Here is a 14,416-nt window from a genome sequence, read left to right on the forward strand (position 1 = left end):
TGCCTGAATTTCGGCGACGCTAATTGAAGAGCGGTTATATAATAAGAACATAGTATATATACGGTTAGGACGAGGTGTGCCGATGATATCGAACGAATACAACGATGAATATTACAGGGCATTAATAGAAAAAAACACGGAATACGAAGGCGTTTTTTATGTAGGTGTCAAAACAACGGGTGTATTTTGCCGCCCGACTTGCCCGGCACGGAAGCCACTGTCTAAGAATTGCGAATTTTTCGAGACCGCGCAGCAGGCTCTTCTGGCCTCTTATCGGCCATGTCAGCGATGCCGTCCGTTATCACATCCAAATCACGTTTCAGACATAGTTCGCGTACTTGTTGAGGCTGTTGAGAATAATCCTGAAAAAAGATGGAAAGAACAAGATTTCAGAGAACTATCCGTTGATGAATCAACAGCACGTCGTCAATTCAAAAAGCGATTCGGTATGACATTTGTTGAATACGCACGTGCACGCCGCATGGGACTTGCCTTGAAGAACATCAGGGCTGGCCACACAGTCATTGATACTCAGTTATCGGCGGGCTATGAGTCCAGCAGTGGTTTCAGAGATGCATTCTCACGAATCATGGGAGCAGCGCCTACATTACTAGATGACGGGAATATTCTGAGAGCATCTTGGATTGACACGCGTCTTGGCCCCATGATTGCTATCGGGGATGAACATGCACTTCATCTTTTAGAATTTGTTGATCGCCGAGGCCTTGAGCGCGAAGTGGAACTACTTAGGCAGCGGACGAGATCTGCGATTATCCCCGGAATTACTGAACCGATTCGGTCGGTTGAAAAGGAGTTGACCCAATACTTTGAAGGGACGCTGACCACATTCAAGACCCCCGTCTTTTTATTGGGATCACCTTTTCAAAAAAGTGTATGGGAGCAATTAATGAAAATACCGCCCGGTGAAACTCGTTCGTATCTCGACATTGCCCATTCACTCGGGAAACCAACCGCCTTTCGCGCTGTGGCCCAAGCCAACGGGGCCAATCAACTTGCCATTCTGATTCCATGCCACCGCGTCATTAACTCAAATGGCGATTTGGGTGGCTACGGCGGAGGCTTATCACGTAAAAACTGGTTATTAACTCATGAAAAACAAGGCTCGACCGTTTAACTAAATAGCCACTCAAAATTCGAGCGGCTATTTTTGCAGTTAAAAAATGTTTTATTACAACGTGCCAAACAATTCACGAAGGTAATCTCTACGCCCGTGCAAAATACGGTGGATGATAACTATATCATCCACGATACGATAGAAGACCACATACGGATTCACGACAATAAATCGGTAGCCACGCTGTATAAGCGTATATTCTTCCGCGACCGCATAGTCGTTTCATCTATTCTTCCATTATCTATCTACTCTTTTGCTTTTTTAATTTGGTCGAACCGTTATAGACAAAGGCAACCGCAGAAACCCCCAAGCATATCGAAGTCCAAATATTCTCTGGGTGAATATCCAAAAAGATCAATCCAATAAATAAAAAGGCAAAGATAAATTCACCAACACCTATATAGAAATCTACTTTTTTATTATTCATGGTCAAACGCACCTCTTTCATAACGATTTCGAATTGGTTTTGCAAATAAAACAAAGACGTCGGGATCCCGGCGTCTTTCCTGTTCTATTTAATTGCAATGTAAATCTGCACTTCGGTGTCAGTAGGATCAAAATTCCGAGAATCGTAAAGCTCAAAATCCCCCGTATAAGCCCTTGCCTCCGGATATTCCTTGAAATATGCCCAGATATCCCCCCACGCTTGGGCTACCACTTCATAAACGGGCCCTCTTCTAGTCGTAAATACGATATACTTGCTTTCCGGTATAACCCTACACGTATAGTTTTCGTCCTGAACCGCTTCTTCACCCGCTTCATGCCCTATAAGAGTCGTATACGCTCCGGTTGCATCACTTTCGTAATCCGTGTACAACGCATAAATAAAATGAGGGTTGTTGGTCCCAGTCCTGGATGCAATGTTGCTCCCAAAGTAGGTTTCCCAAAGCCCCGGCAATCGCCCGTTCGGTCCTGCTTCCTCCGCATTTGTTGTACGTACACTTACGCCAATCAACGTTATATCTGGTTTTTCAGTCGTGTAGGTATTCATGGATCATCCTCTTCCCCTGTATTTAATACTAGTATATAACGGAAAAGTGGACGCCTATATGTCCTAGTTTGAGTACTGTTCAATAATTTTTTTTGCCCGGTGCATGACTTCTCTTGCTACGCTAACCGGTTGCTCTACTTTGACATAATCGCCATAACTTAGAAGCATACCATAAAACCATTCGTCATCCGTAAATTTCCCTTTTACCTGTATCGAACCATCCTCTAGCATGGTTATCCGCTCATGAGGAAACGTATCTTCAATTCTGTAGCGGACTTTTGGGTGAAAATGAAGAAGCATTTCTTTCTCTGTCTCTTTGGACCAATCCGAATCCCATACATATCTCTCTAACGACGGAATCTCGCGATGCACAAAATGCTCCGTCAGCATCCGCAAGCCCTGAATACGGGACAACCGAAATACTCGAAAATCGCTTCTTAGCGTGCAGTATGCCTGCAAATACCATAAATACCCTTTCAAAATTAGGTTCGATGGTTCAATTATTCTCTCACTCTCTGTCCCATTGCTATTCAAGTATTGAATTCTCACTCTTAGTGATTTTTCTATCGCTTGCCTCAAACTATTTATTTTTTCACGTGCAAGAGCACTCTGGCCCCAAGGGTTAAAATCAAAAATAATCCCCGTTCCTTTTATCTCGCCATCTAGCCGATCTGATTTACTGAGCAGCGCCATAACCTTCTCAAGGAGAGTAGCTAACGAACCATCATCCAGCACAGAAGTAATGCCTTTTACTGCAGCAACAATGGCGGCTATTTCTTTAAGCGTTAGAAACTGGCGATTAATCGTGTATTGTTCCATGATTTCAAATCCGCCCGATATACCCTTATGTGCCATAATGGGGATTCCCGATTGACTCAATGTTTCCATATCTCGATAAATCGTCTTCGTTGAAACTTCAAAGCGGTCAGCTAACTCTTTGGCACTGACTCGTTCACGATTTAGTAATAGGACGATCATCGCTAACAAGCGATCAATTTTCATTTGTTTCTCTCCTGGCCCCTTCTAGCATGTAACAGAAATTACTATATCATTATATACCTTATTACCATCTGGGATAGTTATCGGTCAACCTTATACCAGAATAAACTTTTCCATCTTACAGCAGTCCAGAAGATGATCGTGCATAGAGCATAAACAGGATCGTATTTCTTGTACTTCCACATCTATCAATATATGATAAATATCATACCAACATACTAGGGATGAGAGTGAGTTCGTGAATACGGAATTTTTAAAAGGATTTTTAGAAGTGGCTCGGACGAAAAGTATATCTAAAGCAAGCGAAGTACTGCATATTTCGCATACCGCACTCAGCAAACAGTTGAGAAGCCTGGAGCAGCAGTTTGATGTGCAGCTTTTTGTACGTTCCTCTCAAGGCGTTGAATTAACGGATGCTGGAAACGTCCTGTATGAATCCTCAAGGGTGTTACTTGATCAGCTATCTGTATTAACAAGGGCTCTTGAGCCCTATAAGGCATGGCAGCGTATTCGAATTGGAACGGTCCCGGATATCGCTTCGCAGTATCTATTGGCTTCGCTGCATAAATTGGAAAAACATGGACATGAAGTGGAATTGGTTTGCCGTCCATCCACATCCGAGGTATACAAGATGTTATTCGACGGGGAAGTGGATCTGCTCGTTGCAGAACGAATCTCCATGCATCCTTCCTTATGGATCGGTGATCTGCATCGGGAGCCTTTATTTGTGGTCATGCCGAAGGAACATCCGTTTGCAGAAAAACCGGCAGTCACACTAACCGAATTAAGCAATCAGCCCCTCGTTCTTTATGCTGAAGGTTGCACGATTCGCGCCAAATTGACGGATTTATTCGCGGCAGTGAATCATCCCATGCATATAAAAACCGAGGTCAACTTCAAAGAAGTTATCCTCGGTTATGTGGACAATGGCGGAGGGCTCACGGTGCTGCCTGAACCCTACATTTCGCAGTTATCCAAAGATCGATTAGTCGGCGTACCCTTGAGTCATCCTGATGCCCAACGAACGATTGCCGTATTTAGTACGAACCGGGCCAAAGGCCAGAAGATTTTCCGATTACTGAGTTAATTAGCAAGTACAGCTTCCTTAATACCAAATAATTGGAGTGAAATATAAGGGTAAGTACCATAACGCACAGCAAGCTCCAATTCCAGCAATGTGAAACGTTCAATCGTACGATTATTGGCGAGCTTACCTGCATGGATGAAACGAAATGGGAGCGGGTTAAAACGCTCAATGAAACGGTGAACAGCCTCTTCATCATCCCCAGTAACAAGCACATCGCTTTTTTGATCCTGAAATACCGGGTTCTCAAACACCTTGAAGAATGTATTTTTAAAGGCACCTACCACTTTGGATTCAGGCAGCAAAGACTGAAGGCGTTCAGCAGAAGATTCACCCCAGGCGGTAGTGAATCCGCTGAAGTCATCATTAAAAGGATTTGAAATATCCACAACTATTTTACCCTTTATTTGCTCTTTATTGGCTAGCGCCCAATCTATTAATGCCGTTGAGGGGAAAGCGGGAATGATGATATCTGCCTGCAGTGCTTCCTCATAAGAGGTGGTCACGATCTGATCCAGCTGGAAGCTTTTCGCCAGCCTTGCTGCTTCTTCCGGATTGCGTGAACCCCACAATACTTGACCCTCTACATATGCTGCTGCTTGTTTCACCAAAGCCTTCCCCATATTACCTGTTCCTAGTACGCTGATTTTCATAATCATCACTCCTTCTTTGAATTGATTTCAGCTTATCAAAGAAGAGTGACCTCCAGAAGTTCTACAATTTCGTACCCCTCCCACTTTTGGTTTCGGCATCGATTCTTGGATATGCAATTGATATCTACTCCGTCTAACTGTAAGATGGACAAGAAACAACATCTTCATCACCGGAGGGAAAATATATGATTCAACGTACCGTGCTTTTGAAATTTGCTGAGACAACAACACAAGAGCAGCTTCAAGAAGTCGTGAAACGCTTCAAGGCATTAAAAGACGCAATCGCAGGAATCGCTGAAATTCAAGCGGGGCTCAACATAGCCGAAAAAAGCAAAGAATACCAAGTTGTGCTTATGGTGAGATTTGAGAATCAAGACGCATTGGATGCCTACACGGTGAACGAAGACCATCAGGCTATCGTCTCCTATATTCACGAAGTTGGTAGAATCGACAGTATCGGCGTAGATATTAAGATTTAAATTTTTCAATAAAAAGGAGACCCCTATGTCAAGGGGTCATCCTGATCTGAATACTATTATCTTATTTGAATCATCAAATAAGGTTTGTTTTTCTAATATCTAACTATCAATTAATGCTTGCCCGCAGTTACCCCACCATCCACAGGTAGAATGGCTCCCGTTATCCAACTCGCTTCATCACTAGCCAAGAATAAGATGGCGGACACCATGTCCTTAGGCTGACCAATTCTTCCGAGCGGATGAAAGGCATGAAAACTATCCAATACACTCCTAATTTGATCTTGAGGGATAAAGCTATTGTAAACAGGTGTTTCTACTACAGCAGGAGCGACTGTATTTACACGTATTTGATCTTTGGCAAATTCGATAGCCAGATTGCGTGTTAATGCATGTCTGCCCGCCATGGCAGCCGAGTATGCACTTGAAGGTGTGGCACCGATTGCTTGAATGGCCCACATGGAACCCACGGAGACGATTGCTCCGCCACCACGCTTTATCATTTCAGGGATGACGGCTTGTGCGATAAAAAATGTTCCTTTCACGATGGTATCTATATAGGAGTCGAAGTCTGTCTCGGTGTGATCCAGAAAGGGTGTGGGCTTGAAAATTCCTGTACTTGAAATCAATACATCAATTCCGCCAAATTTTTTAACGGTTTCTTTGACAAGATTTGTAGAAGTTTCAAGCTGTCTGATATCTCCTGCTATCGGAAGCACATGTTTTCCTGTTGGATCAATTTCTCTGGCAGCATCCAATAATACCTGCTCCCGCCGGCCATTAATGACAACCTTAGCCCCCAACTTCACTAATTCAATTGCTGCTGCCTTCCCTATGCCGCTTCCGCCGCCTGTAATAACAGCCACTTTACCTTGAAAATTCATATTTACAAGCTCCTTTTATTTACCTACTAATAGGTAGGTTTTATTTAGAAAATAACTGCTTTAGTTAGGATCTAAAGCAGTTATTAATTCTTCGGCTATCTCATCGAATTTCTCGATGTCCTTGAAACTGCGTGCGAGCAATTGCGCACCCTGGAGTGCTGCAAGAAACTTATGGGCTTGAGCCTCTGCCGTACCCTTGAAAGTTAGCGTTCCAGCCTCTCGTCCATGATTCATGACTTGCCCCAGCCATGTCAGATTAGTAGAAAAGTATTGGGTGAGATTTTCTTGCACTTTCTCTGGTAACGTAATGTAATCGGTTGAGTACATAACACCTAGACAAAGCCGGAAGTCTTGCTTGGGCCCTGCTTTGTAAAGTCCAGCAAATTTACGCAGTCTTTCCAAATCATTTTGAGTTTGTGCATCAATTTGCGTTAAAGCGGCAGTAAAGTGAATATGATACCGCGCAACTAACGCCTCTCCCAAATCTGCTTTGTTGGGAAAATGATAATGAATGCTTGCTTTTCGGATTCCGATTTCTTTTGAAATGTCGGCATAACTAAATGCATTAAAGCCCACTGATTGAACGAGCAGCTGTGCTGTATCCAAAATTTGATCTAATGTGTTATTGTTCATATCCACATATTACCTACCAGTAGGTAGGGTGTCAAGCATTTTTTCTGCCTGCTTCAAGCTGATATTACACATAAGGGACTCTCGACCTCGAATTCGCACAGTTCATAAAATTACTTCTTCTCTGTCGCAAAATAAAGAATGGCCGCGATCGGGAAAGCCATTCCAATCCATAACACGGCACTCCATCCTTCCGTGGCGTATGTCCATCCCCCGATTGCGGATCCAATGGCACCGCCAAAAAAGAAAATAGCCATAAAAAGCCCATTCAAACGACTTCGAATTTCCGGACTCAGCGAGAAGAGCACGCGTTGTCCAAGCACAAGATTTGCGGATACACCGGCGTCCAATAATATGGCTGAAACGACGAGAATAGCTACTCCGATAGATGAACCAGTACGGATCATAAGCGGCAACAGCATAGAAATGACGACAGTTGCGAGTGCAATCCCCGTTGCAGGTTTAGTCCAGCCGCGGTCGGCCAACCGTCCGGCCACAGGCGCAGCTATTGCGCCAGCGACTCCGACAAGCGCGAACAACGCAATGTTTTTCTGTGAAAAATGAAAGAGCGGGCTAGATAACAATAACGGAACTGTTGTCCAAAATAAGCTGAAAGTTGCAAACACACATGCATGATAAGCAGCTCGGCGGCGTAAGATCGGGGTTGTTCGCAGCAAGTGCCACATCGAACCGAGTAGAGCTGTATAGCGCGAGTCTGACGAGGGCTTTCTTACAGGTAACACCTTCGACAGTACGATAGCCAAAATAAAAATAGCTGTGGAAGACAAGGCGAATACGGCATGCCAGCCAAAGAAGTCGGCTACCATGCTCGATAAAGGACGCGAGAGCATAATACCAAGTAACAAACCACTCATGACATTCCCTACAACGCGACCGCGTGAAGATTCGGATGCCAGGTATGACGCAAAAGGCACGAGTACTTGCGCAGCGACCGACCCTAAACCGATTACAAACGAAGCCGCTAAGAATGGCACAGCTTGTTTCGACACTGCCGGGATTGCAAGGGCAATGCCTGTGAGAAGTAAAGATACGACAACCAACCTTCGATTTTCAACGATATCTCCCATAGGTACGATAAATAACAAGCCAACTGCATAACCAATCTGCGTTAACGTCACGATAAAGCCAGAACTGTTTGCGGACAGCCCGATTGAAGAACCGATTACCCCAACCAAGGGCTGTGCATAGTAAAGATTAGCTGCAATGATACCGCATGCGGTAGCCAGAAGTAGGGTTAACCATGTCGGGATATTTTTCTCGATGGTTTGTTTTTTTATTGCAGTCATTTTAAGCAACTCCTTATATAGAAATATACTGTGTCCTACAGTCAAAACTTCATTACTTCACGGCAACTGCAATTCCATGCGGCTTTCCCCTCATGTTAATTCCTCCTCCCTCAATTTTAAATACTGAACGTATAGTTTATAAATTATAATAAAATAATATACTGAACGTATAGTTTTGTAAATAGGTGATTTCAACTTTGCTTTTTATCTATAATTGGTATACTGAACGTATAGTTTATTTTTATCAGTTAGGATATATACTCACGAAAGGTGACGATTACGATGAATGGCAAAAGAGGCAGGCCGCGTAATGTAGAAGCGCAAAAGTCTATTCTTTCTGCATCTTATGAGTTATTGTTGGAAAATGGCTTTCAAGCCGTCACAGTTGATAAAATTGCCGATCGTGCCCAAGTTAGCAAGGCCACGATTTATAAATGGTGGCCTAACAAGGCTGCCGTGGTCATGGATAGCTTCCTGTATGCCGCCACAGCAAGATTGCCCGTGCCTGATACGGGTTCGGCATTAGATAATATTCTAATTCACGCCACGAATTTAACCCGGTTTTTGACAAGCCGGGAGGGGATCATCATTACGGAGTTATTAGGCGTAGGGCAGTTTGATTCAGGATTGGCGGAGGCCTATCGAACTCGATTTTTCCAACCTCGCCGACTTGAGGCAAGAAGTCTCTTGGAGAAGGGGATTCAACTCGGGGAACTAAAAAAAGACCTCGACATTGGCATATGCATTGATCTCATTTATGGGCCGATTTTCTATCGTTTGCTTGTGACAGGCGAAACGTTGGACGAACCCTATGTGCATCATTTAGTAAATTACGCGTTTGAAGGGATTCGTTCTACCTGAGTCGTATGTTTCGCAACATCCAACGATTTTCAAAATAATTTGTATAGACAAGACTAAGGCCCCTTGCAATATGCAATATGGGGGCCTTTTTGTATACATCGATTGTAAAAAACTTGCCATTACTTATGATAAGGTTCTCCTCTCTTCTTGTTTTGATAAAGCATTGAACTCACTTTTCCTCGATTTCCCGTTCAAGATGGGCTATGACACGCTTGCACTCATTTAATTCCAATTCCAAAACCTCGGATAAACGATTAACAAGTTCAGCCTTAATCTTCTCTTCATACTGTGCTTCGGGACTCTCACTTTTGAGCCTGTTCATAATACCGTCTACAATCTAATCATCGGCGAGGATCGTCCGAAATAAATTGGAGCATTTTGCTTCCCTTGATTAGTTTTATAATCAAATGCAATAGGACTTGACATGCAACAATTTAGTTGCATATAATAGAGATAAATTTATGCAACTAAATTGTTGCATATAATAGAGGCGAGGAGGTGAACGTTTTGACATGGAAAAAGTTTTCAAGGCACTTGCTGATGGAACACGCAGGGAATTACTTGACCTCTTGTTCGCAAATAACGGACGATCCTTAACAGATCTCTGCACACAAATGGCAATGAGCCGTCAAGCTGTTACGAAGCACCTTCTGCTGCTGGAAGAGGCAAATCTTATCACTGTCGTCTGGCATGGCCGCGAAAAGCTTCATTATCTAAACCCCATACCAATCGGGGAAATTTATGAACGTTGGATCGGTAAGTTCGAGCGTCACCGGATTGAGGCATTAAACACCCTAAAGCAAGCATTGGAGGAGGATAATCATGAATAAAACGTCATTCGTGTATGTGACTTACATCGCAACTACACCCGAGAAGCTTTGGGCAGCCCTAACGAACAGTGAATTCACCAAACAGTATTTTTTCGGTCGTGAAATCGTTTCAGATTGGCAGGTTGGTTCTAGCTTTGAAATGATGAATAAAGGTAAGGTTGTTGATTACGGCGAGATTCTTATATACGAACCGTATCGCTTACTCACAGTTTCCTGGAGCGTCAAAGACGTTGAAGGAGATCGATCCTCTAAGGTTACATATGAATTAACACCCATGAACTCTACTATAAAACTGACGCTCCTACACGAGGATTTATTAGAGAAAGATATTCGCAAAGACGAAGGCAAGTTTGAAGGATTTAATAATGGCTGGCCTGCCATTCTCAGCAACTTAAAGAGCCTGCTCGAAACAGGCAGCCTCCTGGCAGCCTTTTAGTTAACATTGGTCAGGCTAATTCTACTGTAATTTGCACTTCTTTCGGACGGCCTACGTTTCATGGATTTGGAAAATGGATAATAGAGGATCTCAACGACTCATATGTGAGTCAACAATAACGAGAGGAGTAATTTGCATGAATCAAAATTATAGTACTTCTTATACGGTAGACCAAAGCCCCGAAGAGGTCTTTGACGCCATTAACAACGTTCGCGGATGGTGGTCGGAAGTAATCGAAGGCGATACCGATAAGCTTGGTGAGTTTAAATACATCTACAAAGACATTCACCGCTGCACCATTAAAATCACCGAACTTGTTCCAGGTCAAAAGGTGGTTTGGCACGTATTAGAAAACTCCTTTGACTTTATAAAAGATGGGAGAGAGTTTAAGAACACGACTGAGTGGAAGGACACCGACATTGTTTTTGAAATGGCCAAAAAGGGCGACAAAACAGAGCTCCGCTTCACGCACGTTGGTCTCGTGCCCGAATATGAATGTTACGAAATATGTTCAGACGCCTGGGGCGACTTCATCAAAGGCAGCTTGCGCAAACTGATTACCACGGGTAAGGGCCACCCCCAAGTAAACGAGGAGATTCTCGACAGACATGGCATAGAAAACGCTTAATGAGCTTTGATGAAGTTAAAGATAACATTAAGATGAATATATCAACGAAAAGTATGAACAGATGATGGCGGACTTGGTAAAGAAAGCCGCCGTTGAAATGAACCAGCACGTGTGGGACGAAGAAGTTAAGAGCACTCAATAGGGGTACTCCCGATGGGTGCTCTTATTCCTGATATCAACTGCAATAAGTACAAATCGCGCATACCAAGGGCAGGGCAAGCCTTAGAAGACGAGCTTGCCTTTCCTCACGTCTTGAGCAACCCCGCAACGAAGGAGACCGATGCCGCGAAGCACGCGACGGTCCGGACATGGTTCCACACCAGCCAGACGGGAACGATGCGCGTCAGCCCTTACATTTTAATGAACCTTTTGCCTTGATCAGTATCGTGAAGACTTTTGAAAACGGCCGTTTGGAAGTCCTCCAAAGGATGAAATCCTCCCACTTGAATTTTTAATTCGGGCCCTCTTGAAGCTTCGGCTATCTTGGCCATCAGCTTCATATGCTCCGCCTTAGGGGGGACGAAGAAGTACCGATAAGCATAGGACGAGATCGCCGCGGCTTTCATCAGAAGATCGAAGTTATGCAATTCAAATTTACTTTCGCTGAACCCCCCGTAGATTACGAGCTGCCCTCCCAGCGCTAACGACTGAACCAACTCCCCGGCCAGAGGCCCTCCGACGCAATCGATCGCGCCGTTCAGACCGTTCCCCACCGTCATCTCCAGCAATTTCTCCGCAACTCCCGTCGTTAAGCTGCTTAATTCCAGCACCTGGACGGCTCCGAGCGCGCGCAAATCCAGATGATCGTATTTGTTTCTGACGATGGAGACAACCTTTACTCCTCTTTGGGCCGCTAATTGCGAAACCAACGTCGCCAACGTCGAGTTTCCCGCTGTTACCGCCAACCATCCGCCTGCCTGCACCTTGGATTGTTCAAGCAAATCCCACGCCGTGACGATATTCGAGAACTGTGAGGCTTTCTCTATCGGATAATCCTCCGGGAGGGGAATGACCCATTCGGCCGGTAACACCGTATATTCCGCCCAAGTATTAAAATAATTAAAATGAACGAAGGTGCCCTCCTTCATCTCGACATTCTTACCGACCCCCGCAATGATTCCCGCTCCGTGATTGCCCGCGATTTGCCCGGGAAAAGTCGGCTTCTTCGGCTCCGGATACAACCCTTGAATGAAGAGGAAATCCCCGGGATTAATCGACGCCGCTACCATCCGAACAAGAACATCATTGTCACCGAGCTTGGGAATCGGAACATCGGTAAGCCGGAGGGTGGCTAGGTTGTCGGCGAATGAGCCGAGCTCATCAAATACAACTGCTTTCATGAATTCACCTCATAAATTAGAATAATTTCAACACTTCATAACAATACAGAACTGTTCTGTTACGCATTGTTATGAAGTATACAGTACAGTTCTGTCTCGTGTCAACGCATAAAAATAAGACCCCGCTATTTTTGCGGAGTCTCCCCTTAAGCAACCTTTAGATATGCGCGTCGATCAATTGCATCGCGATCGCCTTAAGATGGATGGCAGGACTCTCGGGGCCCAACAGCGGCACCGAGACGAGCGCTCCATTAATAACCAACAACAGTTGATCGGCCAACGCCTCATTGCCGTCGCCGGCTTTCCTGCACAGCTGAAGCAACCGCAATCTTAACGCGTGCTTAAACTCGACGGCGAGTCGATGCGCAGGATGATCAGCCTCAGAGAACTCGGCCAGCGCGTTTAACTGCGCGCAGCCGCGATAACCGGGCTCCGTCATAATCTCCATAGTGGCATCGATTAAGGCAAGCAGTTGCTCTTTGGGCGAGCCATCATGCTCGGCAACGACCTTATCGAACCATTGCCAATGCAAATTACCATTCCGCTCCAAATATGCGGCGATCAGATCGTCCTTGGTCGGAAAATGACGATAGAGCGTCGCTTTCCCTACCCCGGCTTTCTCCACGATCGTATCTACTCCGATGGAGCGAATTCCTTCTCTATAAAACAAATCGGACGCTACGTCCAAAAGGCGCTGGCGCGCGGCAGAAATTGATTCAGACATGCTCTCACCTAACCTACTTCGGAATATTGCACACCGCAGAGCTGCTTCGCGGAATGATACAGAACTGTTCTGTCACCAATTTTAGCATGAAGATTCATTGACCGCAATCGACTGGCCGCTAAACGGATGATGCTTCATAGGATCGTTCATTCAAACCCTCGTAACCAGTCTGCTCATCTCCAGGAGCTTTGTGCTTCATCTCCGGATCATATAACGAATTAGAAAGGTGGCGTCGAATCTCCTCGAGATTAAATCCATCTCCTGGTCGAATCCTTGTATTGTAAGTAGTCCCTACCGAATTTGGCAGTCATATTCTTCTCCTCCGACTTGATATACCACCGATTGACAATAATGAGGAAAGTAAATAATAGCAATATTGGCGATACAGCACCCAATAAAATAAATATCCCCGCCAACGAAACAAGAAAACCCAAGTACATGGGGTTTCTTGAGTATTTATACAAGCCCTCTACAATCAGTTTATCAGGCTCTTTAAAGGTATGAATATTGGTTTGGTTCTTGCTGAATGTCCGCGACCCCCAAATCGATAAAATCAGGCCTAAACCAATCAACATAAGTCCAATGAGGTTGTACGGAAGCGACAACCAAATAATAACGGGATAATAGATTCGCAGCATCAACATGCCAATGCAACATACCAGAAACAACTGAGGCGGCAGCAAATACATTTTTGTTTCCGCGCTTTTCTTCAATTAGATCCCCCCTAACTTAGTAATTCCAATTGTAGGGGCTGTATCTGCTTTTTTCATTAACATATGATAACGATTGGGCATTTCCGCCTAAACGTTCATTTTTGAGAATCAAGAATAAACATCGATGCATCCTGTCCCATGAATATTTTACTTCCATCATAAAAAGTTTTGGATCGAATATTCCTGTACCCTATTTTGGCCATAATATCAGTTAGTTTTCCTTGATTAAATCCGTTATGGACTAGATCTGAAACTACTTGTTCATTTTTATTAAAATCAACGATCAGTAAATGTCCTCCTTCATTTAGAACATCAAATAATCTGGATAAAACGAACTCAACATCATGAATATGGAGTAGAACCTGAGCCATAAAAATATAGTCAGCATGTAAATCCGATAGACCTGCCTTTTCAAAATCAAAGCATAATGTATCTACATTCTGAATATGAAAATCAGAAATTTTCTGCTTTATTTGATTAATCATGTTTTGTGAAGTATCCAGAAAAAGCATCGAATTAAACTCGTTTACCAAGTTCATTCCGACAAGACCCGTTCCGCACCCAAAATCAATAGCATTCTTGCTATTGGCGTCGACTACATATTCACGGATGGCATCAGATGATACTTTTGCAATTTGAATTCTTTCAGGAGTGTCATATATATTAGCTATCATTTCAAACTTATCCGTATTTCCCATTATTCCATCTCCAATGTAAAAATTCTT

Annotated in this window: 19 protein-coding genes; 7 read left to right on the forward strand and 12 right to left on the reverse strand. The window is 44.0% G+C overall.

Annotated elements, in window-relative coordinates:
- The first annotated feature begins 82 nt into the window (after positions 1-82).
- On the forward strand, positions 83-1,135 hold the full coding sequence (locus ABRS97_RS10125) for a bifunctional transcriptional activator/DNA repair enzyme AdaA (RefSeq protein ID WP_367813416.1): 1,053 nt from the start codon (positions 83-85) through the stop codon (positions 1,133-1,135).
- A 54-nt stretch (positions 1,136-1,189) separates the two neighbouring features.
- On the opposite strand, the gene ABRS97_RS10130 is transcribed toward ABRS97_RS10125, so the two are convergent.
- The 4 genes from ABRS97_RS10130 to ABRS97_RS10145 form a co-directional block, all read right to left on the reverse strand.
- Positions 1,190-1,324: a type II toxin-antitoxin system RelE/ParE family toxin gene (locus ABRS97_RS10130; RefSeq protein ID WP_367813641.1), complete on the reverse strand. Its 135-nt coding sequence runs from the start codon at positions 1,322-1,324 to the stop codon at positions 1,190-1,192.
- 52 nt (positions 1,325-1,376) lie between these two features.
- The gene (locus ABRS97_RS10135) at positions 1,377-1,562 is read right to left on the reverse strand and encodes a hypothetical protein (RefSeq protein WP_367813418.1); all 186 of its coding nucleotides are present in this window, start codon (positions 1,560-1,562) and stop codon (positions 1,377-1,379) included.
- Positions 1,563-1,646: 84 nt separating this feature from the next.
- A complete protein-coding gene (locus tag ABRS97_RS10140) occupies positions 1,647-2,126 on the reverse strand; it encodes a GyrI-like domain-containing protein (RefSeq protein ID WP_367813420.1) in 480 nt (159 codons plus the stop codon).
- A 63-nt stretch (positions 2,127-2,189) separates the two neighbouring features.
- Positions 2,190-3,128 carry a helix-turn-helix transcriptional regulator gene (locus tag ABRS97_RS10145; RefSeq protein ID WP_367813421.1) on the reverse strand — a complete coding sequence of 313 codons (939 nt, stop codon included), beginning with the start codon at positions 3,126-3,128 and terminating at the stop codon, positions 2,190-2,192.
- Between the two features lie 235 nt (positions 3,129-3,363).
- On the opposite strand from ABRS97_RS10145, the gene ABRS97_RS10150 reads away from it, so the two are divergent.
- Positions 3,364-4,212 (forward strand): LysR family transcriptional regulator, encoded by an 849-nt coding sequence (locus tag ABRS97_RS10150; RefSeq protein ID WP_367813422.1) that lies wholly within the window; start codon positions 3,364-3,366, stop codon positions 4,210-4,212.
- On the opposite strand, the gene ABRS97_RS10155 is transcribed toward ABRS97_RS10150, so the two are convergent.
- Positions 4,209-4,862, reverse strand: coding sequence for an NADPH-dependent F420 reductase (locus ABRS97_RS10155; RefSeq protein ID WP_367813424.1), 654 nt, complete (start codon positions 4,860-4,862; stop codon positions 4,209-4,211). The genes ABRS97_RS10150 and ABRS97_RS10155 overlap by 4 nt on opposite strands.
- Before the next feature lie 185 nt (positions 4,863-5,047).
- On the opposite strand from ABRS97_RS10155, the gene ABRS97_RS10160 reads away from it, so the two are divergent.
- Positions 5,048-5,341: a Dabb family protein gene (locus ABRS97_RS10160; RefSeq protein WP_367813425.1), complete on the forward strand. Its 294-nt coding sequence runs from the start codon at positions 5,048-5,050 to the stop codon at positions 5,339-5,341.
- A 110-nt stretch (positions 5,342-5,451) separates the two neighbouring features.
- On the opposite strand, the gene ABRS97_RS10165 is transcribed toward ABRS97_RS10160, so the two are convergent.
- The 3 genes from ABRS97_RS10165 to ABRS97_RS10175 all read right to left on the reverse strand — a co-directional run bounded on the left by ABRS97_RS10165 (position 5,452) and on the right by ABRS97_RS10175 (position 8,159).
- Positions 5,452-6,222, reverse strand: coding sequence for an SDR family NAD(P)-dependent oxidoreductase (locus ABRS97_RS10165; RefSeq protein WP_367813427.1), 771 nt, complete (start codon positions 6,220-6,222; stop codon positions 5,452-5,454).
- A gap of 60 nt (positions 6,223-6,282) precedes the next feature.
- On the reverse strand, positions 6,283-6,855 hold the full coding sequence (locus ABRS97_RS10170) for a TetR/AcrR family transcriptional regulator (RefSeq protein WP_367813429.1): 573 nt from the start codon (positions 6,853-6,855) through the stop codon (positions 6,283-6,285).
- A gap of 110 nt (positions 6,856-6,965) precedes the next feature.
- Positions 6,966-8,159 (reverse strand): MFS transporter, encoded by a 1,194-nt coding sequence (locus tag ABRS97_RS10175; RefSeq protein ID WP_367813430.1) that lies wholly within the window; start codon positions 8,157-8,159, stop codon positions 6,966-6,968.
- 282 nt (positions 8,160-8,441) lie between these two features.
- On the opposite strand from ABRS97_RS10175, the gene ABRS97_RS10180 reads away from it, so the two are divergent.
- The 4 genes from ABRS97_RS10180 (at position 8,442) to ABRS97_RS10195 (ending at position 10,914) form a co-directional block, all read left to right on the forward strand.
- Positions 8,442-9,020 carry a TetR/AcrR family transcriptional regulator gene (locus ABRS97_RS10180; protein ID WP_367813432.1) on the forward strand — a complete coding sequence of 193 codons (579 nt, stop codon included), beginning with the start codon at positions 8,442-8,444 and terminating at the stop codon, positions 9,018-9,020.
- A gap of 512 nt (positions 9,021-9,532) precedes the next feature.
- The gene (locus tag ABRS97_RS10185; protein WP_367813434.1) at positions 9,533-9,850 is read left to right on the forward strand and encodes an ArsR/SmtB family transcription factor; all 318 of its coding nucleotides are present in this window, start codon (positions 9,533-9,535) and stop codon (positions 9,848-9,850) included.
- Entirely contained in the window at positions 9,843-10,286 is a 444-nt protein-coding gene (locus ABRS97_RS10190) for an SRPBCC family protein (RefSeq protein ID WP_367813436.1), read from the forward strand. Before ABRS97_RS10185 ends, ABRS97_RS10190 begins: the two co-directional genes overlap by 8 nt.
- A 136-nt stretch (positions 10,287-10,422) precedes the next feature.
- Positions 10,423-10,914, forward strand: coding sequence for an SRPBCC family protein (locus ABRS97_RS10195; protein WP_367813438.1), 492 nt, complete (start codon positions 10,423-10,425; stop codon positions 10,912-10,914).
- Positions 10,915-11,264: 350 nt separating this feature from the next.
- Here the strand turns inward: ABRS97_RS10195 and ABRS97_RS10200 are convergent, their stop codons facing one another.
- From ABRS97_RS10200 to ABRS97_RS10215, 4 genes are all read right to left on the reverse strand, one after another.
- Positions 11,265-12,254 (reverse strand): zinc-binding dehydrogenase, encoded by a 990-nt coding sequence (locus ABRS97_RS10200; RefSeq protein ID WP_367813440.1) that lies wholly within the window; start codon positions 12,252-12,254, stop codon positions 11,265-11,267.
- Between the two features lie 157 nt (positions 12,255-12,411).
- Positions 12,412-12,978 carry a TetR/AcrR family transcriptional regulator gene (locus ABRS97_RS10205; RefSeq protein ID WP_367813442.1) on the reverse strand — a complete coding sequence of 189 codons (567 nt, stop codon included), beginning with the start codon at positions 12,976-12,978 and terminating at the stop codon, positions 12,412-12,414.
- Between the two features lie 248 nt (positions 12,979-13,226).
- Entirely contained in the window at positions 13,227-13,691 is a 465-nt protein-coding gene (locus ABRS97_RS10210; protein WP_367813443.1) for a methyltransferase family protein, read from the reverse strand.
- 95 nt (positions 13,692-13,786) lie between these two features.
- Entirely contained in the window at positions 13,787-14,389 is a 603-nt protein-coding gene (locus ABRS97_RS10215) for a class I SAM-dependent methyltransferase (protein ID WP_367813445.1), read from the reverse strand.
- Between the last annotated feature and the right edge of the window lie 27 nt (positions 14,390-14,416).

The sequence above is a fragment of the Paenibacillus tabacirhizosphaerae genome (assembly GCF_040812395.1).
Taxonomy (GTDB): Bacteria; Bacillota; Bacilli; order Paenibacillales; family NBRC-103111; genus Paenibacillus_E.

Bases quoted from the DNA above. Each gene is read 5' to 3' on its own strand.
- ABRS97_RS10125 (WP_367813416.1), top strand. From the start codon at position 83: ATGATATCGAACGAATACAACGATGAATATTACAGGGCATTAATAGAA.
- ABRS97_RS10135 (WP_367813418.1), bottom strand. From the start codon at position 1,562: ATGAATAATAAAAAAGTAGATTTCTATATAGGTGTTGGTGAATTTATC.
- ABRS97_RS10140 (WP_367813420.1), bottom strand. From the start codon at position 2,126: ATGAATACCTACACGACTGAAAAACCAGATATAACGTTGATTGGCGTA.
- ABRS97_RS10145 (WP_367813421.1), bottom strand. From the start codon at position 3,128: ATGAAAATTGATCGCTTGTTAGCGATGATCGTCCTATTACTAAATCGT.
- ABRS97_RS10155 (WP_367813424.1), bottom strand. From the start codon at position 4,862: ATGAAAATCAGCGTACTAGGAACAGGTAATATGGGGAAGGCTTTGGTG.
- ABRS97_RS10160 (WP_367813425.1), top strand. From the start codon at position 5,048: ATGATTCAACGTACCGTGCTTTTGAAATTTGCTGAGACAACAACACAA.
- ABRS97_RS10165 (WP_367813427.1), bottom strand. From the start codon at position 6,222: ATGAATTTTCAAGGTAAAGTGGCTGTTATTACAGGCGGCGGAAGCGGC.
- ABRS97_RS10170 (WP_367813429.1), bottom strand. From the start codon at position 6,855: ATGAACAATAACACATTAGATCAAATTTTGGATACAGCACAGCTGCTC.
- ABRS97_RS10175 (WP_367813430.1), bottom strand. From the start codon at position 8,159: ATGACTGCAATAAAAAAACAAACCATCGAGAAAAATATCCCGACATGG.
- ABRS97_RS10180 (WP_367813432.1), top strand. From the start codon at position 8,442: ATGAATGGCAAAAGAGGCAGGCCGCGTAATGTAGAAGCGCAAAAGTCT.
- ABRS97_RS10185 (WP_367813434.1), top strand. From the start codon at position 9,533: ATGGAAAAAGTTTTCAAGGCACTTGCTGATGGAACACGCAGGGAATTA.
- ABRS97_RS10190 (WP_367813436.1), top strand. From the start codon at position 9,843: ATGAATAAAACGTCATTCGTGTATGTGACTTACATCGCAACTACACCC.
- ABRS97_RS10195 (WP_367813438.1), top strand. From the start codon at position 10,423: ATGAATCAAAATTATAGTACTTCTTATACGGTAGACCAAAGCCCCGAA.
- ABRS97_RS10200 (WP_367813440.1), bottom strand. From the start codon at position 12,254: ATGAAAGCAGTTGTATTTGATGAGCTCGGCTCATTCGCCGACAACCTA.
- ABRS97_RS10205 (WP_367813442.1), bottom strand. From the start codon at position 12,978: ATGTCTGAATCAATTTCTGCCGCGCGCCAGCGCCTTTTGGACGTAGCG.
- ABRS97_RS10215 (WP_367813445.1), bottom strand. From the start codon at position 14,389: ATGGGAAATACGGATAAGTTTGAAATGATAGCTAATATATATGACACT.